Annotated in this window: 22 protein-coding genes; 13 read left to right on the top strand and 9 right to left on the bottom strand. The window is 43.9% G+C overall.

Translation table 11 applies throughout. From position 1 onward, the window contains the following. Positions 1 to 61: 61 nt before the first annotated feature. The 4 genes from OW491_RS03145 to OW491_RS03160 all read right to left on the bottom strand — a co-directional run bounded on the left by OW491_RS03145 (position 62) and on the right by OW491_RS03160 (position 6,620). Positions 62 to 3,514: an acyl-[ACP]--phospholipid O-acyltransferase gene (locus tag OW491_RS03145; protein WP_290034617.1), complete on the bottom strand. Its 3,453-nt coding sequence runs from the start codon at positions 3,512 to 3,514 to the stop codon at positions 62 to 64. Then, a complete protein-coding gene (locus tag OW491_RS03150; protein WP_290034619.1) occupies positions 3,508 to 4,119 on the bottom strand; it encodes a TetR/AcrR family transcriptional regulator in 612 nt (203 codons plus the stop codon). The genes OW491_RS03145 and OW491_RS03150 overlap by 7 nt, the downstream gene beginning before the upstream one ends. 95 nt (positions 4,120 to 4,214) lie before the next feature. After that, positions 4,215 to 5,303, bottom strand: coding sequence for a tRNA (uridine(54)-C5)-methyltransferase TrmA (trmA, locus tag OW491_RS03155; RefSeq protein ID WP_290034621.1), 1,089 nt, complete (start codon positions 5,301 to 5,303; stop codon positions 4,215 to 4,217). 93 nt (positions 5,304 to 5,396) lie between these two features. Next, positions 5,397 to 6,620 carry an HDOD domain-containing protein gene (locus OW491_RS03160; protein ID WP_290034623.1) on the bottom strand — a complete coding sequence of 408 codons (1,224 nt, stop codon included), beginning with the start codon at positions 6,618 to 6,620 and terminating at the stop codon, positions 5,397 to 5,399. A 176-nt stretch (positions 6,621 to 6,796) separates the two neighbouring features. On the opposite strand from OW491_RS03160, the gene metG reads away from it, so the two are divergent. The 6 genes from metG to OW491_RS03190 all read left to right on the top strand — a co-directional run bounded on the left by metG (position 6,797) and on the right by OW491_RS03190 (position 13,933). Further along, positions 6,797 to 8,833 (top strand): methionine--tRNA ligase, encoded by a 2,037-nt coding sequence (gene metG / locus OW491_RS03165; RefSeq protein ID WP_290034624.1) that lies wholly within the window; start codon positions 6,797 to 6,799, stop codon positions 8,831 to 8,833. A gap of 404 nt (positions 8,834 to 9,237) precedes the next feature. After that, positions 9,238 to 10,254: an amino acid ABC transporter substrate-binding protein gene (locus tag OW491_RS03170; protein ID WP_075171778.1), complete on the top strand. Its 1,017-nt coding sequence runs from the start codon at positions 9,238 to 9,240 to the stop codon at positions 10,252 to 10,254. Positions 10,255 to 10,353: 99 nt separating this feature from the next. Then, positions 10,354 to 11,547 (top strand): amino acid ABC transporter permease, encoded by a 1,194-nt coding sequence (locus OW491_RS03175; RefSeq protein WP_215152099.1) that lies wholly within the window; start codon positions 10,354 to 10,356, stop codon positions 11,545 to 11,547. A gap of 12 nt (positions 11,548 to 11,559) precedes the next feature. Continuing rightward, entirely contained in the window at positions 11,560 to 12,657 is a 1,098-nt protein-coding gene (locus OW491_RS03180) for an amino acid ABC transporter permease (RefSeq protein WP_215152100.1), read from the top strand. 17 nt (positions 12,658 to 12,674) lie between these two features. Beyond that, a complete protein-coding gene (locus tag OW491_RS03185) occupies positions 12,675 to 13,436 on the top strand; it encodes an amino acid ABC transporter ATP-binding protein (protein WP_075171775.1) in 762 nt (253 codons plus the stop codon). 146 nt (positions 13,437 to 13,582) lie between these two features. Further along, a complete protein-coding gene (locus OW491_RS03190; RefSeq protein ID WP_075180076.1) occupies positions 13,583 to 13,933 on the top strand; it encodes a HopJ type III effector protein in 351 nt (116 codons plus the stop codon). Positions 13,934 to 14,039: 106 nt separating this feature from the next. On the opposite strand, the gene OW491_RS03195 is transcribed toward OW491_RS03190, so the two are convergent. Further along, on the bottom strand, positions 14,040 to 14,624 hold the full coding sequence (locus OW491_RS03195; RefSeq protein ID WP_075171773.1) for a hypothetical protein: 585 nt from the start codon (positions 14,622 to 14,624) through the stop codon (positions 14,040 to 14,042). A 29-nt stretch (positions 14,625 to 14,653) separates the two neighbouring features. Beyond that, complete coding sequence (gene dinB, locus OW491_RS03200) at positions 14,654 to 15,706, bottom strand: DNA polymerase IV (protein WP_075171772.1); 1,053 nt, start codon at positions 15,704 to 15,706, stop codon at positions 14,654 to 14,656. Between the two features lie 157 nt (positions 15,707 to 15,863). On the opposite strand from dinB, the gene OW491_RS03205 reads away from it, so the two are divergent. Both OW491_RS03205 and OW491_RS03210 read left to right on the top strand, forming a co-directional pair. Continuing rightward, positions 15,864 to 17,624 (top strand): lysophospholipid acyltransferase family protein, encoded by a 1,761-nt coding sequence (locus OW491_RS03205; RefSeq protein WP_075171771.1) that lies wholly within the window; start codon positions 15,864 to 15,866, stop codon positions 17,622 to 17,624. A 129-nt stretch (positions 17,625 to 17,753) separates the two neighbouring features. After that, positions 17,754 to 18,224 (top strand): DnaJ domain-containing protein, encoded by a 471-nt coding sequence (locus tag OW491_RS03210; protein ID WP_290034626.1) that lies wholly within the window; start codon positions 17,754 to 17,756, stop codon positions 18,222 to 18,224. A gap of 2 nt (positions 18,225 to 18,226) precedes the next feature. Here OW491_RS03210 and OW491_RS03215 read toward each other — a convergent pair whose 3' ends face one another. After that, on the bottom strand, positions 18,227 to 19,189 hold the full coding sequence (locus OW491_RS03215; RefSeq protein ID WP_290034627.1) for a hypothetical protein: 963 nt from the start codon (positions 19,187 to 19,189) through the stop codon (positions 18,227 to 18,229). A 65-nt stretch (positions 19,190 to 19,254) separates the two neighbouring features. On the opposite strand from OW491_RS03215, the gene OW491_RS03220 reads away from it, so the two are divergent. The 5 genes from OW491_RS03220 (at position 19,255) to OW491_RS03240 (ending at position 23,775) form a co-directional block, all read left to right on the top strand. Further along, positions 19,255 to 19,842, top strand: a complete 588-nt coding sequence (locus tag OW491_RS03220; RefSeq protein WP_290034628.1) for a TetR/AcrR family transcriptional regulator — start codon at positions 19,255 to 19,257, stop codon at positions 19,840 to 19,842. Between the two features lie 210 nt (positions 19,843 to 20,052). Then, positions 20,053 to 20,388 carry a hypothetical protein gene (locus OW491_RS03225; protein ID WP_215152107.1) on the top strand — a complete coding sequence of 112 codons (336 nt, stop codon included), beginning with the start codon at positions 20,053 to 20,055 and terminating at the stop codon, positions 20,386 to 20,388. 100 nt (positions 20,389 to 20,488) lie between these two features. Then, positions 20,489 to 21,883, top strand: a complete 1,395-nt coding sequence (locus OW491_RS03230; protein WP_215152108.1) for a HAMP domain-containing sensor histidine kinase — start codon at positions 20,489 to 20,491, stop codon at positions 21,881 to 21,883. Then, complete coding sequence (locus tag OW491_RS03235; RefSeq protein WP_075171765.1) at positions 21,880 to 22,392, top strand: hypothetical protein; 513 nt, start codon at positions 21,880 to 21,882, stop codon at positions 22,390 to 22,392. The genes OW491_RS03230 and OW491_RS03235 overlap by 4 nt, the downstream gene beginning before the upstream one ends. A 3-nt stretch (positions 22,393 to 22,395) precedes the next feature. Next, positions 22,396 to 23,775: a sigma 54-interacting transcriptional regulator gene (locus OW491_RS03240; RefSeq protein WP_075171764.1), complete on the top strand. Its 1,380-nt coding sequence runs from the start codon at positions 22,396 to 22,398 to the stop codon at positions 23,773 to 23,775. Positions 23,776 to 23,868: 93 nt separating this feature from the next. Here the strand turns inward: OW491_RS03240 and ybaK are convergent, their stop codons facing one another. Next, entirely contained in the window at positions 23,869 to 24,342 is a 474-nt protein-coding gene (ybaK, locus tag OW491_RS03245) for a Cys-tRNA(Pro) deacylase (RefSeq protein ID WP_290034630.1), read from the bottom strand. An 11-nt stretch (positions 24,343 to 24,353) separates the two neighbouring features. Next, a complete protein-coding gene (locus OW491_RS03250; RefSeq protein ID WP_075171762.1) occupies positions 24,354 to 24,581 on the bottom strand; it encodes a DUF3820 family protein in 228 nt (75 codons plus the stop codon). Positions 24,582 to 24,622 lie beyond the last annotated feature (41 nt).

Below are 24,622 nucleotides of genomic sequence, written 5' to 3' on the forward strand. Positions count from 1 at the left end.
TATGACAGTGAATCTAACTCATGACTAGCCAAGTGCTCAAGCACAACCGCTAAAGCATCAGTCAACTGCATGAGAGCGCCATCTTTTTAGCAGCCCCGAAGTCTGTTTTACCGCTTCCTAACACAGGAACTGACTCCACAAAATAAATACTGCTAGGAATCATTAACCCCGGCATTCCTGAATCGACCATCCGCTTGCGCGCCTCTGAGCTATCACCCTCTCCTTCGATCAGCAACACGACCTTTTCACCTTTCTTACTGTCCGGTAAGTTAACGGCAACCATCGGCGTTTCCGGCAAGGCTAGAGCCTTCTTGGCACGCGCCTCAATATCGGATAGCCCAACCATCTCACCACCTAATTTGGCAAAACGACTATAACGGTCGACAATGGTCAGGAAGCCATCTTCGTCTAACCACCCCTTGTCGCCACTTTTGTACCAACGGACACCATCACGCAGCACAATCACATCCTGAGTTTTTTCAGGGTTATTTAAATAGCCCTTCATGATTTGTGTACCACCAATCAGAATCAGCCCAGCCTCTCCGGTAGGAAGTGTCTCCAGAGTATCAGGATCAACCACCCGAAACATGGAGCCTGGCAACGCCATTCCGATAGTGCCTGCTTTATTACCTTTTTGAAGCCGCCACCATTGCGTATCTAAATAATCAGGTAAATTAACACCAGCCACCGGTGTGGTTTCCGTACAACCATAACCTTCTACAATTTCTGTCTTAAAACGCAGCTCAAATTGCTCCCTAACTTCGGGTTGCAATTTTTCAGCGCCAGATACGGTAATACGTAAACTACGAAACATCTCAGGTAGTAGTTTTTTATTACGAGAATACAAACGGAAGAAAGTTGACGTTCCAAACAAGAGCGTCGCTCGATAACGTGCTACGCCTTTACCAACGGCCACAGCATCGGTGGGGTCGGGTTGACACACCATAGGAACACCAGAAATTAATGGCATATAACAAGTAGCCGTCAATCCAAATGCATGGAAAAGAGGCAGAGATGCCATGACCACATCATCATCTGTCATATTCAGCACATCTGCAATTTGCTTCGCATTAGCCATAATATTGCGATGGCTAAGCATGACGCCTTTGGGCAACCCCTCACTCCCAGATGAGAAGAGAATCGCGGCAGTATCATCCAACGCTTTTGAACGACAATATAAAAGACTAATCAAGCTTGCTGGCAATAGCTTGACCAACGCTAACATTCGCAAGCGGCTAGCGGCAGTGAATGTATCGCGAACATCTTCTAAATAAACAACTTCACAACCATCTAGCCATTCTCCTATGGCAAACCCTTTTGTTTTGAGGCGTGCCATAAACAATTTTGAAGTGATTACGGTGTTAATCTCAGCCTGTTCTATCGCTGCACCGACCGCTTCCTCTGAGGCGGTATAGTTTAGATTAACAATCGTTTTGCCTGCCATTAATCCGGCCATATTGGCTATGGCACCGCCCGAGCTTGTCGGTACAAGAACGCCGATATTTTGTCCCTTAAGTCTCTTTATGTGCTTTCTAAACAGCAGTACTGCCGTTAGTAATCGACTATGGCTTAATGGCTGCCCTTCAACATCTGTGATTGCCCAAGCAGCGGGGGCCGCCTTCATAGTTTGAACAAAGGCTTTATCTATACAAGGCAAAGTATCTGTATATGTTTGCCATGCACTAATCGACAACTCAAATACCTTTTGCTTCACTTGAGCCGCCGTTGAATCTGCACTCATCGCTTCGCCGTAAGCAACGATTACATCTCGCTTCATCCCGCCTTTAGAGGTCTCTTGAAGCTTACTACCGGATCGAGAAAAACGACTACCCCATAGTCCACGAAGATAAAAAGGCACAATAACCGCATTACTGTCCTTAGCAGCTATTTCAAATCCGCGCTTAAACTCCCCCAATTGCCCAGTGTGACTTATAGCACCTTCAGGAAACAGACAAACTACTGCGCCTTCTTTTAGCAGCTGGTTAACATCTTCGAGTGCTTTACGGCTATGCCCGCCCGAAATAGGAATTACCTTATACGCATTAAGAAACCACTTTAGGTACCAACGTTCGTAAATTGATCGCTCCATCACAAAGTGAATATGACGAGGGCAAGCCATTTGAATCATTGCCCAATCCAACCAACTAATATGATTTCCCAAAAGCAGCATACCCTGACCTTCAGCTGCTAAATTATGGAAGCCCAACACTTTGAGGTTATATTTACGACGAATGATTGTAGACACGAGCAAGCGGATCAGCGCTTCAGGCAACTGCTTAACCGCATGAAATGCACCTAACGTAGCCACGCCCGCTAGAAGATATAAGAGCCACCCAGCTCCTAACGCCATGACCGACGCGACAACTGTCACCATGAGACCGGCTATCATGGCAATATTTTGAATAAAATTATTACCCGCCAATACTGTGCTCAATTGTTTTTCTGGAGCATGAAACTGAATTAATGCGTTTAAAGGGATAATCATTAGCGCTCCACTAACGCCGATTAAAAAGAACATCCCTGCTGAAAAAATCATTGATGTAGCCGATGGGAGCAACCACAACCCCAACGCAACGCCCAACGCACCTAGCGGAATAAGCCCGGTATTAATATGTTGGTGAGATAACCGGCCTGCGATCGCCGAGCCGATCATAATACCAATCCCAGCCAGCGCCATTGCCCCTTGAATAATAAACGTATTGGTTTCACCCAGATTCTGCTCAGCATACGTCGGAAAAACCGCCAGCATAATTTGGCTAATTGTCCAAAACACAGCCAGGCCAAATACTGACTCTATTACCCGCCGACGGCCCCACAGTGCCTTCATATTTTCACGCAACAAACGTCCACGAGTATAGCCCGACCAATCAAATGCAACATGCGGACTCTCGGGGACATGATTCGGCAAACGTTGCGCCATAATGGCCTCGAACACAGCGAATGCAATCAAAAACCATCCCAAAGGCGCAATCTGAGTCAGTATTTGGTCAGGGGGAAGCCCCAAGGAGCCACTCGCTAAACGCCCTTCAAACATCAATGAAAACACTACGATACCTGACAGGATCGCCACCATCGTTACCGACTGGATCCAACCGTTACCCTCGCTCAAGCGATCAGCACCCAATAAATCACGAATAAAGCCATACTTGGCAGGCGAATATACCGCGCTCTGTAGTGCTAACAAAAAAGTCAGCGCAAACGACAGCTCGAACCAACCTTGGTAATAACTCAGAGTAATCAGTGAGGTAATAACAACAGCACTGCGCGCCGCCCAACGCATGACAGTCGGTTTAGAAAAACGCGTAGATATGAAACCTGAAGGAGACAACATCAATATAAAAGGCAATAAAATCAGCGCATTAACGACAGCTGTCAAAATAATCTGCTGATCACCATCAAACGACTTAAACAATGTATTTTGTATGATGATTTTATGGCCCAAATCAACAAATGCATTTAAAAATGCAACCATCAAAAACGCCAAAAACCCAGGGATTTTTAAAAGTGTTAACACGCTGGTTTCTCCTTACACCAACCCTCTAAAAAAGAGGAAATTAAGCAATCTAGCATCGCGATTTCTGCGCCATCGATCGATAAAAATAACTTTCGGTTAACGGCTAATGTGGTAATACCATGGACTCCGCTCCATAACGTCTTAGCGGCGAGCGCAACTTCTTTGGGTGTTTTGCTTTTATTCAAATGCATCAAAGGACGTTCAATTTGCGCAAATAAATCCTCAATTTGTGCTGTCAACTTAACAGGTAACGCATCGCAGGTAGAGGATTTATGTTCAAACAACAATGACCAAGAGCTTGTATGCCGTATGGCAAACTCGCAGTAGCACAGCGCATACGCGTGCAATTGCTCTTGGGCCGCACAAGGCTGTTCAGACTCAACCAGTTGCTGTAAGAGTACCGACAAAGTGCGACTGTTTAGCTCCCAGCATAACTCATCAATGCTCGCAAACAGTTGATATAGAGAGCCAGCCGAGTAGCCAATGGATGCAGCCACTTTTCTAGCAGACAAGCCCGACAAACCTTCTTTTGCTACCAGCGCTTCAGCCGCATTGAGAGCCAGTTCCCTTAGCTCCTCTTTAGTGTGATCATTTCTTCTAGCCATCCACCAGCCCACCCAATTAAACAGTGTTCAAAATATAATTGAACACTGTTTAATTATCAAGCTATAGCGTATAAAGAAAAAGTGAACCTATCAATTTATTTACGAACGAGATAAACGCCGCACTCTAAATGGTGTGTATAGGGGAACTGATCGAATACCGCAAAGCGTTCAACTCGGTGGGTCTGCGTAATGGACTGCAAATTCTCATGCAAGGTCTCGGGGTTACAACTGATATAGACGATATTATCGTACAGTTTCACTTGCTTGATAGTTTCAACATCGAGCCCCGACCGAGGAGGATCAACCAACACAGTGCTAAACTCACATTGATCCAAATCTAAACCGGCCACTTTACGGGTTTCTTTTTTACCTTGCAGTACCGCGGTTAGATCTTCCGAAGGCATACGAAGTACATTAAGGTTATCGATGTTATTGCGTGCTATGTTTTCTTCAGCGGCTCGCACAGAGGTTTTAGAGATTTCGCAAGCGACAACACGTCGAAAGTTTTGCGCCAACGGCAAAGTAAAATTACCACTTCCGCAATAGAACTCAACCAAGTCACCAGAGGCATGCTGAGTCACATCTAGCGCCCACTCAATCATCTTTTGGCAGACAATGCCGTTAGGCTGAGTGAAGCTGTTTTCTACTTGTTTATAATGATACTCACGGCCATTAATCACTAACGTTTCCATCACAAAATCACGCTCGACGATCAGCTTCTTTTTACGTGACCGACCGACGATATCGATACCAAAGCGTCCGCGAAGAGGCTCAATGGCAGCCTTCCACGCATCATCGATAGGACGATGATAAAGCAAGCTAACCAGCAGCTCACCCGATAGAGTACTTAAAAAATCAATTTGAAAAAGCTTAAAACGAATGGCCGGATCATCTTTTATGACGGCTATTAGTTCGAACATCATGTCATGGATGCGCGGCGAAACCATTGCGCACTCATCTAAGCGAATCGGATTTTTATTATCACCGGGTTCAAACATAACATAATAGAGGTCATCGCCATCATGCCACACACGAAACTCAGCGCGTAAGCGATAGTGAGTCTTGGGAGATTCGAAGACCTCAATCGAAGGCACATCGAACGCTGAAAACTGCGCCTGCACACCAGCCACTTTAGTCGCTAAAAGATTGTCATATTGAGACGGCTGAATATCAGGAAGTGCCATCGAGAACCCCAAATGTAAAGTTTAAAATAAAAAAATGCCCAAGGGCGGGCATTCTATCAGGGCAACAAGCAAGTGCAACGACAATAGCGCTCGCTATACTCCATCCATACGATCACGGTATTCACCCGCTATCATTTCCCAATAATTAAGTTCACCTTTTAGCCCCAATCGCTCAAGATATTTAATAGATATCTGACTAGTGACACGACAGTCAATTACGGTTCCTACCGGAGGCAACAGGGAGTCAGCTATGTGCACTGCGGTCAGCGGTTGAAACTCATTAGACGGACAGCTGTTAGGAAAATGATGAAACAACACGGCTTCGACAACTTTTGGCGGCAAATTCCACAACCCAAGCAGATAAGCCCCTGCTTCGGCATGAGACACACCTAGATCTAGTTTCTCAAGTGCATATAAAGGTTGCTTTAACTCAGCGGCCTTTTCCATCACTGTTCTGTATTTTTCAGGATCATTAGATGCCAATACAATCATCCCAAAATCATGCAGCAGCCCTGCCAAAAAAGCGAGCCCTTGAATATGACGATCCGCTTTAACCGCACGGCATATATTCTGCGCAAAACGCGCCACAGTTAGCGAACGAGTTTGAATTTGTGCGAACGAAAAACTACTCCAACTACCATCTTGAGGGAAGGCTTCGAATAAATGATGAGACAACGCCAAATCGCGGATTTGCCTCACACCTAGAATCGTTACAGCTTCGTTTAATCGGTAAATATGTCGTTCTAAACCAAAGAAAGCCGAATTCACTAACTGAAGTACTTTTGCCGACATAACGGCATCACGCTGGATAATGCCCGCTATCTCTTTTGCACTGGAGTTTCCATTAATCAAAGCTTGATTAAGCTCTTGATATACATCGGGTAAGGAAGGAAGACGTTTTACACGGCCAATCACTTCACGAATTTCTTTTTTATTGATCATCGCACTTGTTTTAAGTGCTTGTTCTACAGCTTGTGAGATTTCAATTTCACCACAACCTTCTTGCAGCGATGAATGCGCCACTTCGGCAACGCGAGCGGCCAAAACAGGTGAAAGATGACCAGAAACGACAATACGGATAGTCTCCGGTCGGATTCGAATGATATCAGTTAGCGCATTTAACGTGCGATCAGGGCTTTCTGATAACCCAACAATTAATACATCAAAATGTTCACTCTCGATCCTTTTAGTAAGCTCATCGATCGATGAAACACGCGACACAAACCAGCTGTTTAAATCAGCGACTAAATTTATCTCATCATTATCGATCGATGCGGAGTTACACACTAAAATGCTTTTTTCTAACGTAATCCGCATGTTACCAGCCTCCATCCCGGAGCCCCCTTAGCAAAATATAAACAGGCAAACACTATTAGTTCTAGACGAGGATGTACAAACTTTCCACTAAATTCATATATTATGTTCATAAAAATCAACGAAAACCGTAAACTACAGGTCTTTGCATCCAATCACGCTAATCATTGTTGGAAACCATGTCAGATACGCAGCGAAAAATCCTTGTTACAAGCGCCCTTCCATACGCCAATGGCCCTATTCATTTAGGCCATTTAGTCGAGTATATTCAAACCGACATATGGGTACGCTTCCAAAAGCAACGCGGTCATCAATGCACTTATGTTTGTGCTGATGATGCGCACGGCACACCAATAATGCTCAAAGCTGATCAAATGGGTATCAACCCGCAAGCACTCATTGATCAAGTCAGCCAAGAGCACCAGCGAGACTTTGCTGGCTTTATGGTTGGGTTTGATAACTATTACTCAACACATTCAGATGAGAACCGTGAGTTCTCCTCTCTCATTTATACCCGCCTGCGGGATAAAGGCCATATTGCGCGTAAAACAATTACCCAAGCCTATGATCCTGAAAAAGAGATGTTTCTACCTGATCGCTTTGTGAAAGGTGAATGCCCTAAATGTGGTGCTGCCGATCAATATGGCGACTCATGTGAAAAATGTGGGGCAACGTACAGCCCAGTAGAACTCAAAAACGCTTACTCGGCTGTGTCTGGCGCAAAACCAATCGAAAAAGAATCTGAGCATTACTTTTTCAAATTAGGGGATTTTGAAGCGTTCCTTCGTGATTGGGTCGACAATCATGTGCAAGAACAAATGATCCACAAACTCAACGAATGGTTTGAGTCTGGTCTTCAAAACTGGGATATATCGCGCGATGCACCCTACTGGGGCTTTGAGATTCCAGATGCGCCAGGTAAATATTTTTACGTGTGGCTAGATGCCCCAATAGGTTACATGGCTAGTTTCAAAAACTGGTGCGTAAAAAATGATGTCGACTTTGACGAGTATTGGAATGCCGACTCAACCACCGAGTTGTATCATTTTATCGGTAAAGACATTGCCTACTTCCACACTTTATTCTGGCCAGCCCTGCTTGAGGGATCTGGTTTTAGAAAGCCAAACGGTGTTTTTTGCCATGGCTTCTTAACGGTAGATGGGCAAAAAATGTCTAAGTCTCGTGGTACTTTTATCATGGCCGAGACGTACTTAAACCATTTACGCCCAGAGTACCTTCGTTATTACTTTGCCGCCAAACTAGGTTCTGGTATCGATGACATCGACCTAAATCTCGAAGATTTTCGTATGCGTGTCAATGCTGACTTAGTCAACAAAGTCGTCAACATAGCATCACGCTGCGCAGGCTTTATCCGTAAGCTTTCCGGCGGACAATTATCTAGTCAATTACCCGATAATAACCTGTATGCAGAAGCTGTAACTGCGGGTGACAAAATAGCCCAAGCTTACGAAAGCCGCGAGTATAGCCGCGCAATGCGTGAAATTATGGCAATCGCAGACAAAGCCAACCAATATATCGATAGTGCAGAGCCTTGGGTACTTGCTAAACAAGCAGGTCAAGAACAAGCCGTACAAGATTGCTGCTCATTAGGGATCAATCTTTTCCGGGTGATTTGTACTTATCTAACACCTGTACTTCCTCAAATTTCTGAAGAGGTAAAAGTATTCCTCAATGTTGAAGATATGCAATGGGACAGCATTCAAACGCCTTTACTGGATCACACAATCAATAAATTTAAACCGCTCATGCAGCGCGTTGAAGCTGACACCATTACAAAAATGACAGAAGAAAGTCGCGAGACGCTAGCCGCTATCGCCAGCCCTACGGCCACTCAACAAGACTCCGAACTGTCAAAAGAACCGGTCGCAGATACGATTACGTTTGACGAGTTCGCCAAAGTGGATTTACGAATTGCTAAAATCGTAAAAGCTGAGCATGTCGAAGGTGCTAAAAAGCTTTTACAGCTTACATTAGACATTGGTGGCGAAACTCGTAATGTATTTGCTGGTATTAAATCAGCATATGCACCTGAACAACTGGAAGGCAAGCTAACAGTAATGGTAGCCAATTTGGCTCCACGCAAAATGAAGTTTGGCATGTCCGAAGGCATGGTACTCGCTGCCGGTCCTGGCGGGAGCGACTTGTGGATTTTAGAGCCGCATGAGGGCGCTCAACCTGGCATGCGCATCAAATAGCCAGCAAACAAAACTACAAAAAGGTCCTTAAGGGGCCTTTTTTGTTATCTGTACCAAAGTCGCTGTTTTATTTGACTAAATCAACGCACCTGCTAATGTGTAATTATGGTGCAGGCGCACCAAAGTGAAACATTAGTACCATAAGCTAACAGTCACGACCAAAAGATAATCAGGGCTTACCCCTACGTAGTTTATCCATTGAAAACTATGTTTATTTTTGGAAACTTAGTTAGCAGAAACGCTCGGTAACTTAGTCCGCTGATTTACACGACGTTTAATAAAAAATATAACAATAACAAAAAGTAGGTATGACCCTTGCATTGTTCCATCCCGAAGGTTGCTACTAAAAGCAACAACTTAAAATCCAGAAGAAAAATATCCCTGATCCCAGGAGGATTTATCCAATGTTGAAAAAAACCATAATCACTACTGCAATTATCTCTGCCGGTTTCGCAGGCACCGCAATGGCTGATGGCACATTCGATGCTGTTAAAGAACGTGGTGTTGTGCAGTGTGGTGTAAGCACAGGTTTACCTGGTTTCTCGGTAGCCGATGATAAAGGTGTTTGGACAGGACTGGATGTAGATGTCTGTCGCGCCGTTGCTGCTGCAACTCTAGGTGACGCATCAAAAGTTAAATACATTCCATTAACCGCTAAAGAGCGTTTCACCGCCTTACAATCAGGTGAGATCGATATCCTTTCTCGTAACACTACATGGACCCAGACACGCGATACTACATTGGGTCTTAACTTTGCTGGCGTAAACTACTACGACGGCCAAGGCTTCATGGTTTCTAAAAACCTAGGTGTAAGCAGTGCTAAAGAGCTAGACGGTGCAGCCGTATGTATCCAAGCGGGTACAACAACTGAGCTTAACCTAGCTGATTATTTCCGTATGCTTGGCATGAGCTACTCACCAGTTGTATTTGACACTTCAGACCAAACAGTTAAAGGTTTTGAATCCGGCCGTTGTGATGTCCTAACATCAGACCAATCTCAACTCTACGCTTTACGCATCAAGTTAGAAAACCCTTCAGATGCAATGGTACTGCCTGAAGTTATTTCTAAAGAGCCACTAGGCCCTGTTGTTCGTCAAGGCGACGATACTTGGTTCAACATTGTGAAGTGGTCTTACAATGCGATGGTAAACGCTGAAGAGCTAGGTCTTACTTCCGCTAACATCGACAAGATGAAAACATCAGATAACCCTAACATTGGACGCTTTGTTGGTAACGACGGCCCTAAAGGTAGCGGCATGGACTTACCAGACGATTGGGCATACCAAATCGTTAAACAAGTGGGCAACTACGGTGAGTCTTTTGACCGCAACGTAGGTGAAGGTTCAGCGCTTAAAATCAGCCGTGGTCTAAACGCACTATGGTCTGAAGGTGGTCTTCAATTCGCTCCACCTATGCGTTAATCATTGTCAGACAGACATGGGCTTGAGGCTCATGTCTTTTTCTCAATGCGTTTCAGGCAGGGAGTTAACTCAACCCCCTGCTTCTTCTTGGAGAGTTAAATGTCGGCATCTGATCGATTAACCTCAGAGACTACCGCAGCATCTGGTCATTTTTGGAATGACCCAGGCAAACGAGCAATTATCTTTCAGTTGCTACTGATCGCCGGACTTGCGGGTATTCTCTACACTATTATCAACAATACTTTAACCAATTTAGACCAACGGGGTATAACGACTGGCTTTGCTTTCTTAAACAACCAGGCTGGCTTCGGTATTTTACAAACACTAATTCCATACACAGAAGCTGATACATACGGCCGCACTTTTATAGTTGGCTTACTCAATACAATATTGGTGTCGGTTTTAGGCATTATCGCCGCTACCATCCTTGGCTTTTTTATCGGCGTTGGCCGCTTGTCCAACAACTGGCTTATCAACAAAATTTGTAGCATCTACGTAGAAATTTTCCGTAATATCCCGTTATTACTGCAAATTTTCTTCTGGTATTTTGCTGTTCTTCGTACACTACCCAGCCCTCGTCAGAGCTACGAGTTTATGGGCGGTTTCCTTAACGTACGAGGCCTGTATCTACCGAAACTAGTAGGCTCAGATGGCTCAGGTATAGTATGGCTATCACTTGCATTTGGTATTATCGCTACATTAGTTATCCGCTCATGGGCTACTAAACGCCGTGAAGAGACCGGGCAAGGCTTCCCCGTTTGGCAAACAGCTGTCGGCTTAATCCTTGTTTTACCCACACTCACCTTCTTTGCAATGGGCCAGCCTTTCACGGTCGACTACCCTGCTCTGAAAGGTTTTAACTTCCGTGGCGGTATGACGCTAATACCAGAGCTAATAGCACTTTGGTTTGCTCTCACTATTTATACTGCTTCATTTATTGCGGAAATCGTTCGTGGTGGTATTTTGTCTGTACCCAATGGTCAATTAGAAGCCGCCAGCGCGTTGGGTTTACCCCGCGGCAGAACATTACGATTCATCATTTTGCCACAGGCCCTACGAGTCATTATCCCTCCATTAACTAGCCAGTACTTGAATTTAACTAAAAACTCATCACTGGCTACGGCTATCGGTTATCCAGATCTTGTTTCTGTTTTTGCAGGCACAACTCTCAACCAAACAGGCCAAGCTATTGAAGTCATCTTCATGACTATGGCGGTTTACTTATTACTGAGTATTCTCACCTCAATATTCATGAACTGGTACAACACGCGCAAAGCGCTGGTTGAGCGATAGGAGGCTGACGATATGAAATACGAATTACAAGAAGCTCAACCGGCTCCTAATACATCTACTGGTTTAGTTGGCTGGCTTAAAACTAATCTGTTTAACAGCCCAATAAATAGCATAGCGACCATCGTTTTAAGCTATTTTATTATTAGCTTTCTAATACCAACGATTGATTGGGCATTTATTAAAGCAGATTGGATAGGCACAAGCCGCGAAGCCTGCACGAGCGGCGGCGCATGTTGGGTATTTATTACCAACCGTTTAGACCAATTCATGTATGGTTTCTACCCAGAAGAGCACTACTGGCGCATCAACCTTACTTTTATCATTTTTGCAGCCTGCATTGCTTGGTTACTTATTGATAAAACGCCTTACAAAGGTTTAGTGGCTATATTTACTCTTTTCATTTTCCCTGTGATTGCTTTCTTTCTTCTATATGGTGGAGCTTTTGGCCTAGAAGTCGTTGAAACACACAAATGGGGAGGGTTAAGCCTTACATTGATACTCGCAATAATAGGTATCGTTGCCGCACTTCCTTTCGGCGTAATACTTGCGCTGGGTCGCCGCTCTGAAATGCCTATCGTTAAATCATTTTGTGTTGTGTTTATCGAATTCTGGCGAGGAGTACCGCTTATTACCGTGCTATTTATGGCGTCGGTAATGCTACCTCTGTTTGTTCCTGAAGATATCAGCTTCGACAAACTACTACGCGCTTTGATTGGTATTGTATTGTTCCAATCTGCTTACATGGCCGAAGTAGTACGTGGTGGTTTACAAGCTATCCCTAAAGGGCAATATGAAGCGGCGGATGCGCTGGGTTTAGGCTATTGGAAAAAGATGATTTTTATCATCCTCCCTCAAGCTTTAAAGCTCATGATTCCGGGCATCGTAAATACTTTTATTGCCTTATTCAAAGACACCAGTCTTGTTTTGATCATCGGTTTGTTCGATCTCCTCGCCATTGTGCAAGCAGCATTGAATGATCCAGATTGGTTAGGTTACTCGACTGAAGGTTATATTTTTGTAGCGCTGGTTTTCTGGGTGTTCTGTTTCAGTATGTCTCGTTATAGCCAGAACCTAGAAAAACGCCTACAAACAGGCCACAACACACGCTGATCGTGGTGGAGAGAAATATGAGTACTCAAGCAAAAGACGCTGAAAAATTAATGATCCAACTGCGTGATGTCAACAAATGGTATGGCGACTTCCACGTACTAAAAAATATCAATTTAAATGTTAAACGCGGCGAACGTATCGTTATTTGTGGGCCATCCGGCTCAGGAAAATCAACGATGATTCGTAGTATTAACCGTCTAGAAGAACATCAAAAAGGCGATATAATCGTCAATGATGTCACCTTAACTAACGACTTAAAAAACATCGAAACCATTCGTAAAGATGTTGGCATGGTGTTTCAGCACTTCAACCTTTTCCCTCACCTAACCGTATTGGAAAATTGTTGTTTAGCGCCGATATGGGTTAAAAAAGTGCCGCGTGCAGAAGCAGAAGCAACAGCGATGCAGTTCCTTGAGCGTGTTAAGATCCCTGAACAAGCTAAAAAATACCCTGGCCAATTATCCGGTGGGCAACAACAGCGGGTCGCTATCGCACGTTCATTATGTATGAACCCTGATGTAATGCTATTTGATGAGCCAACATCGGCACTCGACCCCGAGATGATTAAAGAAGTACTCGACGTTATGGTTGAGTTAGCTGAAGAAGGCATGACTATGCTATGCGTTACCCATGAGATGGGGTTTGCTAAAACAGTAGCCGACCGAGTTATCTTTATGGATGCTGGTCAAATCATCGAAGAAAACGAGCCTCATGAGTTCTTCAACAACCCACAGCACGAGCGTACTCAATTGTTCTTGAGCCAAATTTTGGAACATTAATCTCGCTCAATCGCTATTCAAAAAGCGGCCATTAGGTCGCTTTTTTTATGTTAGCGCTTTGCCTTCAGATGACTCATGCTTGTAAGCATGGTAAAACACCCCACACATTTCACCTGTAAACTATTGAAGTAATGGGACATAACACAATGACTGTATCGGATTTCATAGCTAAATTAAGCACCCCTTCAAATGTCGACTTCGAAGACACGATGACCATCATCAATGAGCATTATAATTATCAACCTACCGCTTTTAGTAATGGTACAGGTGATAGCAAAGTAACTAACGACGCCGGTCAAAATGAAGGCTCTTGTAAAATCTTTGCCTTTGCACAGTTAAATGAGCTATCCCAAGAAGCGACTCTTTTGTGTTTTGGTCGCTTTTATCAGGACGTGCTCAATACGCCGCAAGGCACAGATCACAGTAATATTCGAAATTTCATCAAGGACGGCTGGGCAGGTATAAAATTTGAAGGGACTGCATTATCGGTTAAATAACTCCGCCGGTTAAAGCAAGCGCGAGGTATAACTATACTCGCGCTTTACCCTGTTAGCGAATACAGTCCGCCATAAAAATCAGCTCAAAGCCAGAGACTAAACTACGCTAATGGCTATCAAATACGACTTCAAACTCATGTTGACCAACACGTTCGTTCATCAATTTTGCGCGTAATTCTGGCATACGCGCTTGAGCAATATCTTTTGCTAACAGCTTAAGATCAGAACTGATATGCGCTCTGTAAAACGATTGTAATGAGGCAAGATTTCTCCAAGCTGGCGGCATGTGGTCTATCCGATTAACCATGCCTCCAACTGCATCATCTACCATATATTTGATGATACCGATCCCACTCAAGATAAGACGAGACAAACACATAGGACAGGGTTCTAGAGAAACAACTAATTTCAGTTCATCTGGCTCATATTTTGAGCGATAAGACGCTTCATATAGGTCCAGCAATTTCATTTCGGCATGGCCAGAGGAGCAAAACCCATCAGAAAAAACGGCATTTTGAGAAAAAATCAACGGGGCTCCGTCAGGGTCCAACAAAATAGCACCTACCCCATAATCACCATTTTTTAGCGCCGAAAAAGCCAACTGGCAGCATTGAAGCCCTACAGCATCATCTCTGAACTCAGGGTCAGGTTTGTAGGCAGAAAGGCGCTCTTCGATGTGTGAAAAATCCATATTACTTCCTTGTTTTGCCTATGCCAGGCTTACCAGAGCGACAGCTGTTGCTGCAAATCCGTGCTCTGCTTAGTTAACCGGTACCCAATGCCCAATAAACGCACAGGTTTTTGTGAACGATGCCAAGCCTGAACTAATAAAGGCGAAAATAAGGCCTCGTCTTCATAGGTGACTTGTTGTTCGATGGTGGTTTGCGTGAAGTCATGAAACTTTACCTTAACAAAACACCCTGCCACGGCAGCTTCAGAGCGATATTTGCTGTAGCGCTGCTGTAGTTCACCGCATAATAGGGGTATTTTGGCACAACATTCGTCCAAGGTCATCAAATCCTCAGCAAAGGTGTGCTCAACGCTAATGGATTTTCGCTCTCGTTCATTTGTTACCGGCCTATGATCAATGCCTCGGCTTAAATGATATAGACGCTCACCGAATTGCCCAAAATGCTCTCTTAGCTCATGAAGTGGTATTCCTTTTACATCATCGCAAGTAAATATGGACATAGCGTGTAAGCGCTCAGCTGTCTTCTTTCCCACGCCATGCAATTTATTGACCGGTAAAGTAGCTAAAAACGCCTCCACATCATTAGGGGCTATTACACATAAACCATTAGGCTTATTCCAATCACTGGCTATTTTTGCCAGAAACTTATTGGGGGCGACTCCGGCTGAAATTGTGATGCCTGTTTTTTCAGCGACTTGGGCCCGCAACCATTGCGCAATTCGAGTCCCGCTACCCGAGAACAAATTACAAGCTGATACATCCAAATAAGCTTCATCCAACGACAAAGGCTCTATAAGATCGGTCACTTCTTGATAAATAGACATAATTTGGGCTGATACTTCCCGGTACTTAGCCATATGCCCGGGGATCACTTTTAGATCAGGACACAATCGCAAAGCCGTCTTTGTTGGCATTGCAGAGCGCACACCAAACCCTCGAGCGATATAGTTACACGTTGCTATAACGCCACGGCGATCGGAATGCCCCCCTACCGCTAAAGGGATATCCCGGTAATCTGGATTATCGCGCATCTCAACCGCTGCAAAAAAACAGTCACAATCGCAATGAATTATCTTTCTCATCAAGCCCACCAACCACTGGATATAAAAACAGTACCATTAAGTAAATAGTTTCTCAATCGCCGACTAGGCGTCACCTAACTGTCATCTTTATGTCAGCACATCGTCATATACTTGCCATAATCTTCTCGAGCATGTTGTTAAGCTACAGGGTCCTCCGATGATCAATGTTGAACAGGTGCTCACATCTAAGTTTCCTTCTTTTACGAATAAACCGGCGCCTTTACGTAACTCCACGCTTTTTTGCTTACGCAAATTGATTCATGAAGACGAAATCAATCGTTTTCTACGCGAACACGAGGAAAAAACAGGGTTTGAATTTGTTGATTGCGTTCTTGATTACTTTAACTTTGGTTACACGCTCAGCAATAAGGATCGACTCAACATCCCATCAACCGGACGCGTTGTCATCGTTGCAAACCACCCTCTTGGAGCCTTAGACGGCTTAGCTTTATTAAAAATGGTGGGAGAAGTCAGGCGTGATGTACGCATTGTTGCTAACGATGTATTAAGCCATTTTGATCAGCTCAACTCATTGTTTTTACCAGTCGACAACCTCGGTAAAAGCACTATGAAGCGCGACATTGCCCGTATAGTCAACTCACTACGAAACGAAGAAGCTATCATAGTCTTCCCCGCTGGCGAAGTATCGCGAGCAGGAGTAACAGGCATTAAAGACGGCAAATGGAATAGTGGCTTTTTACGCTTTGCTAAAAAGGCCAACGCACCCATTCTGCCTGTTTACGTGGGTGGCAAAAACTCTCCCTTGTTTTATGGTATTTCCTATCTAAACAAATCAATGTCAGCACTACTGCTGGCTCACGAAATGTTTAACAAACAATCGGTAACTCTACCGATCAGAATCGGCGAGCCTATTCCGAGCAGCCAAATAGATAGCATCCCTCTTTCATTTAACGAGAAAGCCAAATTACTGCGCAAGCATTTATACCGAATCGCAAAGCGCAAAAGCCCGCTATTCGTTACAGAAAAAACGATCGCACACCCGCAAGACAGGCAAGCGTTAAAACAAGAGCTAAAATCCGCCGAGCTCTTAGGCGAAACATCCGATGGGAAAAAGATCTTTCTTTTTGACCATCAACCCGATTCAGCTGTCATGCAAGAAATAGGGCGTTTACGTGAAGTCTCATTTCGCTGCGTTGGTGAAGGTACCGGACGTAATAAGGACCTTGATAAATATGATCACTATTATCGCCACCTTATCTTATGGGATGAAGATGACTTAGAAATAGCAGGGGCTTACCGTCTAGCCGAAGCTCACAAGCTTGTCTTTGATAAAAGCAGCCCACTCTATAGCGCTAGCCTATTTCAATACTCTGATGCCATGCTCCCCTATTACGAGCAAGGGATAGAATTAGGAAGAAGCTTTGTTCAGCCTAAGTATTGGGGGAAACGTAGCCTAGAGTACTTATGGTACGGTATCGGCGCTTATCTCAAGAAAAACCCCGATGTTCGATACATGTTCGGCCCTGTTAGCCTTAGCAATAGTTACCCTAAGTCGGCTAAAGATTTACTAGTCTGGTTTTATCAACATTATTTTGATGATACCGAGCTACTGGCTAAAGCTAATTCCCCCTACCGAATCAGCGCAGAGGTAGCCGATAATATCTTCACATTGTTTGATGGTAATGATTATAAAGCTGACTTCAAACGCTTACGTGAGCAACTTGATTATTTGGGTGCTTCCGTCCCCACATTGTTTAAGCAGTATAGCGAACTGTGTGAAACCGGCGGCGTGCGTTTTTTAGACTTTGGTGTAGACGCCAGCTTTAATTACTGTGTCGATGGGTTAGTCTTGGTAGATATGCACTATTTAAAACCCAAAAAACGAGCTAAGTACATGCAAGAGAATCGCACACCAAAAACCAGCAGTCTTGAGTTATTACAAGCATCCTCTGAGTAATCCAGCAGAGAGCACTTACAAACCAATTACCATTTACCCAACCAGCGCCCTTGTGACAGACACACGGGCGCTTTCTTTCGACTGCTTAGCGCGTTACTCTTAATCCTTCCTATGATTTAGAAAACGACTATGACCCCATTTGTAATTGTTATTTTATGCGCTCTTCTGATTTACAGCCTGTTTTGGCTAAAGCGCCAACCGGCAGCACAACGACCAAGAGCCACGTTAAAACTACTGTTTATCATTGCGGTGGTTTTCATTGTTATATTAACGATAACGGGCCGACTTCATTGGTTTGGAGCCGCCTTATTAACGGCTCTTATTTTTGTTAAAAAATATAGCTTTCTTCTTTTACGTGTTTTTCCATTTTTACGCACTCTATTGCGAGGAAAAACAAAGAAAACAGCTCAACAGCCCAATAATGGAAGCCTTTCTCGTCAAGAAGCGCTTGATATCTTAGGCGTACCTGAAGGGGCAAGCCACGCAGAGATTATTGCTGCGCATAAGCGCTTAATGCAAAAACTTCACCCAGACCAAGGCGGAAGTAATTTTTTAGCCAGTCAGATAAACCAAGCACGAGATACACTGCTTAAGGAATAACGTTACTCAGATCGCTCCAGCGCTAATGAGGCATTACCAAAGATCTCACTATAGCCATACGGCACAAGAGCCCCTTTAGCGCTACGCTGCATAACAAGTATTGTTTGTTGAGCTAGCCCATTAACAGAAAAGAAGTTCAACTCTAAACGGCCACTTTTATTCAACTGCCAATTACCTTCTAAAATACTCAAAGGTTGTCCATTGCGATAATCAACCAATAGTTTTGCTTGATGACCCGCTAATAAATCCAACACAACAAATGATTCATCAGGAGCTAGGTCATTACTGTAACGCCCCGGAATCGACCTACTCATTAAGTCTCCCTCGCGCGCGCAGCCTTTGAGCACTTTACCATCGAGGTTAACTTCAGCCACCAAGGGATACCAAGCCCCTACCGCATCACGACAAGTTTGGCGCCTAAACTGCATTTCGAGATCATGAGTGCGTCCTTTAATACCTGTAATACTCGACTGCCAAGTAAAAGGTAAGCTGGGAGATTCTGAAATAGGGAAGGTCATTGATCGCAATTCATGAATAATTTCGACTCGTATATGATCGCCAAAGACATCGGCAACCCACACTGGATTCACACCGCCTGCCCGGTACTCTACATTTCGTAAATCAGTATCGCAGGCTTTACTCCCACCACCAGCTAGGTTGACACCGTATAGATTCCACGCCAGATCGACCTGCTGATAGGCCCAAAGCTCCATATAAACTGGCAAACGACTTGTAGGGGATTGTTCATTGTATCGTCGCGATAATAAGCCAGATGTATCAACTAATTGTCGTTTAGTTTGGCTAAAACAGGGCGTGATTGTAAAACCATCATCATCTTTTATAACAGCGCCACGTATAAACTCGTAAGGCTTGTCACTATCCACACTTGGCTTGATAGGAGAACAAGCAGACAAAAAGAACAAAGGTAGCAATAAGTAAAACGGGCCGGATAAATTACGCTTCATTGTTGACGAAACCCAAGGTTTGTATCATAAATAAAATAAACTATAAGAATAGTACAGGTAAAGCCATGTCAAGGCCCTCTGAATTTGATAGGCAAGAAGTACTCGATAAAGCCATGCATGTTTTCTGGAGCACAGGTTATTCTGCAACTTCAATTAACCGGCTTGTTGATGCGACTGAGCTTCAGCCTGGCTCGCTATACAGCGCCTTCAAAAGTAAGAAAGGGCTGTTTTTAGAAGTCATTGATGTTTACGCGAATCGAAGCTTAGCACGAATCAGATCCTGTCTAACGACCTCTCCAAATGCAATCGATGGAATAGAACAGCTATTCCTTAAAATAGCGGAAGAAATGAAGCACGACAACACAAGCAAAGGCTGCCTTATGGTGAATACCTTACTAGAGCTTGCTCATCGCAATGACGAAATAGTCAAAAAAGTTATCGCCTACTTAAGCCTAATAGAAAGCCTTATCAAAGATGCGCTTTTACAAGCAAGACAAAACGGTGAAATAGACAAGCGTGCGAATTGCACCGGCCTTGCCAAGACGCTGGTCGCAAGTATCTGGGGGTTACGCGTAATGAGCGCGACTACCCCCTCACCTGTGACCTATGACACAACCGTTCAAAACTTTATGAAGATGATTCCCAGAATCTAGCATGTCTCTTTTTTGATACACCATAAGTCATTGATTTATAAAGACTAGACTCTAGTAACATCACCTCTGTATCTATATAGATACACTATTAAATGCACACAACAGTTTCCTTCGAGAACAAAACACATAAACCACTGATTTATAATACATTTTCAAATAATGGAACGCTTTTTGATACACTCTTCTGTAGTATCGGAAGGAGAATAAATAATGCGCTTTATCACAGTAGCATTGAGCACGGTTTTGGTTAGCAATATTTGTCTGTCAAACGCAATGACGGCGAATGCTTCTACACAAAAAGACCAAGATGGTACTCATAAAGTACAGGCTCAAAAAAAGCACTTACTGAAAAAATTAGACAGAAATAATGATCAGCGCCTTAGCTTTATTGAAGCCATGGAGGATCTAAATTTCGCAGAAAACTTTCTTGAACTCGACCTAAATAAGGATGGATATATAAGCAGCCAAGAACTCAACGCACCTCAATCAATGATAACCGGCCAACTGAAACACCTACTCGGTAGCACGGCGCTAATACAGCTCTGATTGAAGGCAGACCTACCTTTTCCTTGCGAGCCTCACGGCTCGCTTAACCTATGAGGAGAAACACTGCATAATTCATTTATTTCCTGAAAGAAGTCTAACAATGTCCTTTAATGCATTTTGGCAACCTCGGTCCCTCAAGCGATTAGTGATGATTGCGTTTATACTTATCATCACCCCCATTGGCTTTATGCTCTATAAAACCAGTGACGTTCTCGAAGCTCAACTGCAACTTAGCTACCTTCAAACCCAGAACGCTATTGAGATGAGCCAACAAGGTAGTCTCTTAGAACGCAGTGCAGAAGACATAGTGCGCTCGGCCAACCAATATCAAATTGTGCAATCAGATACATTAAGAGAAAGGCTTAATGAACAAATAAACGCGTTTCGGAATTTACTAGCAGTTCAAACTTTTTTAACTGAAAAAAACACGACGCTGGTTAAATTTACTCAAATTTTAAACAATATAGAAAACAACCCAGCTTCGGAGTTTATTAATGATTTACCATTAATGAGCCGCGAATTGGCTGAACTCAACGTAAAGGAGATGGGAGTTCGTTTCTCAGAACTTCAGGAAAACGCCAAACTAACTCGCAACGCACTGTGGATCCAAACTGGTCTGTTAATATTCGCCACCCTCATTTTGATGCTGCTACTATCGACAATTATTTCTAAACCAATAGCCGGACTCATCACTCGAATTAAAGCCATTGGACGTCGTGAACCGCTACCCAACACTCCTCTAAAAGGCCCAGCTGAAATCATGCAGCTTGATGAACAACTGCAATGGCTAGACACACACTTAACGGAGCTTGAAGCGGCCAAAGGTCAATTCATACAACACATATCTCACGAGCTAAAAACACCACTGACCACAATTAGAGAAGGTGCAGATTTACTTGAAGAGCAAGTCCCTGGTCCACTTAACAATAGACAAACACACGTAGTGTCTCTAATAAGAAACAGTAGCTTAAACCTTCAATCATTAATTGAGCAACTGTTAGACTATAACCAACTCCAACAGTCTTACACTCTGAAAAAAGATAAAGTGAATATACAAAAGCTGGTGATGTCTTCACTCTCTTCTTTACAATTATTAATAGCCGAAAAAGATCTCGCGGTTACCGTACCCGAAAGCGCCCCCATAATTGAAGTTGATCGATCAATGTTGCAAAGAGTAGTAAACAATTTGATTTCAAATGCGGTATATTATACTGACAAGAATGGCCAGATCAGTATTGGAACCAAAACCATTAAAGACAATCTGATTATTGATGTGAGTAATTCAGGACAACCTATCCCTGAAGATGACACTCAGCGTATTTTTGAGCCATTCTTTCAAGGCAGTAAACGTCGAACAGGGTCCATGAAAGGGACCGGTATCGGTTTAAGCATTGCAAAGGAAGCGGCAAGTGCGATGAGTGGAGATTTAACCCTCATCGAGAACTCAAAAGGATGTATTGTTTTCCGATTAAGGATTCCATTGGAACCTGTATGATGTTAATAAAATATAGTCTAGCTTTTACTAGCTTGGCACTGTTTACGGGATGCGCAACGCTTTCTGATCCCGCAAAAGAACCTGTCGAACAAGCTCAACAAGCTGGGTGCTTTGTAAAAGAAAACGATTTACATGTTTTCCTCGACGATGAACACACGTTTATCCTAGCTGATAAACAACAAAAAAAAGCACTTATTGAAGCCTTTAAACATGACACTGCGCGCCAAGCAAACTTGCTAAGTAGTGAAATAAGTAATAAAACGGCACTAAGGTCAGCACTGGGGTTATTTAAACAACTCCCCTTACTGCCAAGTAAAACATGCTATGCAGATAGGTATCTTTATCTGAGGTTCAGACAGACTCAGGCAAACTTACGACAGCTCGAATCCAAGGATGTAGTAAATGCAAGATATGCAGAGGCAAAAAAGACAATTGCCAAGCTGCAGGAACAAATCGACGCACTTACTGAGATTGAGCAAGCAATAACACGTCAACGTGAGGAACATTAAGGAATGACGCAACTCACACGCATTCTATTGGTAGATGATGATGATAGTATTCTATCGCTTCTCTCCATGCGGCTCGAAGCTTCTGGTTATAAGGTAATTACTGCCAGAAGTGGTGAAGAAGCTCTACGTACACTGCCAACAAACCCTGTTGACTTGATCATAACTGATCTTTTAATGGATGAAATGGACGGTATGACGCTGTTCAAATACGTTCAGCAAAAATGGCCAGCAGTCCCTGTTATTATTATTACAGCTCACGGCTCTATTCCAGAAGCGGTATCAGCTACTCAACAAGGTATTTTTGGCTTCTTAACCAAACCAATTGATAAAGTTCAATTACTGGACACGGTTAAAGCAGCATTAGTATCAGCTGAGCGACGTCGAGACACGCGCTGGCGTGATGGTATTATCACCAAAAGCCCATCTATGATTCAGTTGCTAGACCAAGCCCACCGTGTTGCCGAGTCTGATATTAGCGTACTCATCACAGGGCCTAGCGGCACGGGCAAAGAGCTGCTCGCTCGCGCCATACATATGGCTAGCCCCCGAGCAAACCAGCGCTTTGTGGCTTTAAATTGCGCGGCAGTACCCGAACACTTACTAGAAAGCGAATTATTTGGCCACAGCAAAGGGGCATTCACGGGTGCCGTTTCTGAGCACGCGGGGCTAATTAAAGCGGCTGAGGGTGGTACGCTATTTCTCGATGAAATAGGCGATATGCCTATTCAGTTACAGGTTAAGCTGCTTCGTGTTTTACAAGAACGTGTTATCCGCCCTGTTGGCGCAGTGAATGATATACCCGTGAATGTTCGGGTTATCTCAGCGACTCACCGTAACCTTGAACAAGCTATGCAGTCTAAAGAGTTCCGTGAAGACCTCTTCTATCGCTTAAATGTGGTTAACCTTGTTTTACCACCACTGCATGACAGACCTGAAGACATACCTGTATTAGCAAGACACTTTTTAGCGATTGCGGCTAAGAAGCATAACCGTAAAGTGCGGAATATTTCCCCTGGTGCTTTACACCTCTTGGCTCAAAAAGCATGGCCGGGGAACGTTCGCCAACTGGAAAACGTTATTGAAAAAGTGGTTGCTCTCGCTTCGAGTCCGGTTATTTCTGAAGGCTTGGTTAAAAATGCCACATCGAACCAGGAAGATGTTATTCCATCGTTTAACGATGCCAGAGCTGAATTTGAGAAGAAATATTTGATTCAAGTGTTACAAGTTACGGAAGGAAATGTAACGCACGCGGCTCGTATAGCTCAGCGTAATCGCACGGATTTTTACAAGCTACTCAACAAGCATGGCATTGAAGCGGCTGAATATAAAACGCGAAGAAAAACGGCGTTAACCAGCTCTGCAGTAAAACGAAAAGCCGGATAAATCCCGTAACGAATCAGCTTGAGCTAATCGCTTAGCGGACAAACTTTGTGTCCGCTAAGCGATCTAAAATGAGCATAAATGCTTACGTTTCAACTATCGACCTATATCGGCAAACTTAGCCGATGTCAGCACGTGCAAATCCCTAGGAGATAGTTCTATCTCTAAACCTCTGCGGCCTGCGCTAACATAAATTGTTTCAAATAAACTTGATGAGCTATCAATAATGGTTGGCAGTCTCTTTTTTTGCCCGAGAGGACTTATCCCCCCCACAAGGTACCCGCTAGACCTTTGAGCGGCAGCAGGGTCAGCCATTTCTACTTTTTTACACCCTAGCGCCGAAGCCATAGACTTTAAATGCAACTGCCCTGCGACAGGGACCACAGCAACGGCTAACTTTTTCTGATCGCCCTCCATGGCAACCAACAAGGTTTTAAAAACCTGCTTTACATCCGCTCCCAACGCTGAGGCCGCCTCCTCGCCATAAGATTCGACTGCTGGGTTATGGTGGTACTCGTGTACTGTATAGTGGATACCGGCTTTTTTGGCGATATTGATAGCGGGGGTCATGCCTTTTCCTTTTACTGCTCTCGCAACGGCGTCAATAAACTTTCTAGTCCGTTAACTTTTATTTCGTATAAGGTACGAAGAAGGATTCCTAACTCACCGGAAGGGAAGCCTTTTCTCTCAAACCAACACAAATAAGGCTCAGGAAGATCGACCAACACTCTACCGGCATATTTTCCAAAGGGCATCTTCATAGTCGCTAATTTTTTTAGAATAGCAGCATCGGGAGCAAGCCGTTCCATGTGATCAGTCACCTTTAGTAAACGTACTATTTAAATTGGCT

Source organism: Neptunomonas sp. CHC150, from assembly GCF_030397555.1.
In the GTDB taxonomy this organism is placed as follows: domain Bacteria; phylum Pseudomonadota; class Gammaproteobacteria; order Pseudomonadales; family Balneatricaceae; genus Neptunomonas; species Neptunomonas phycophila.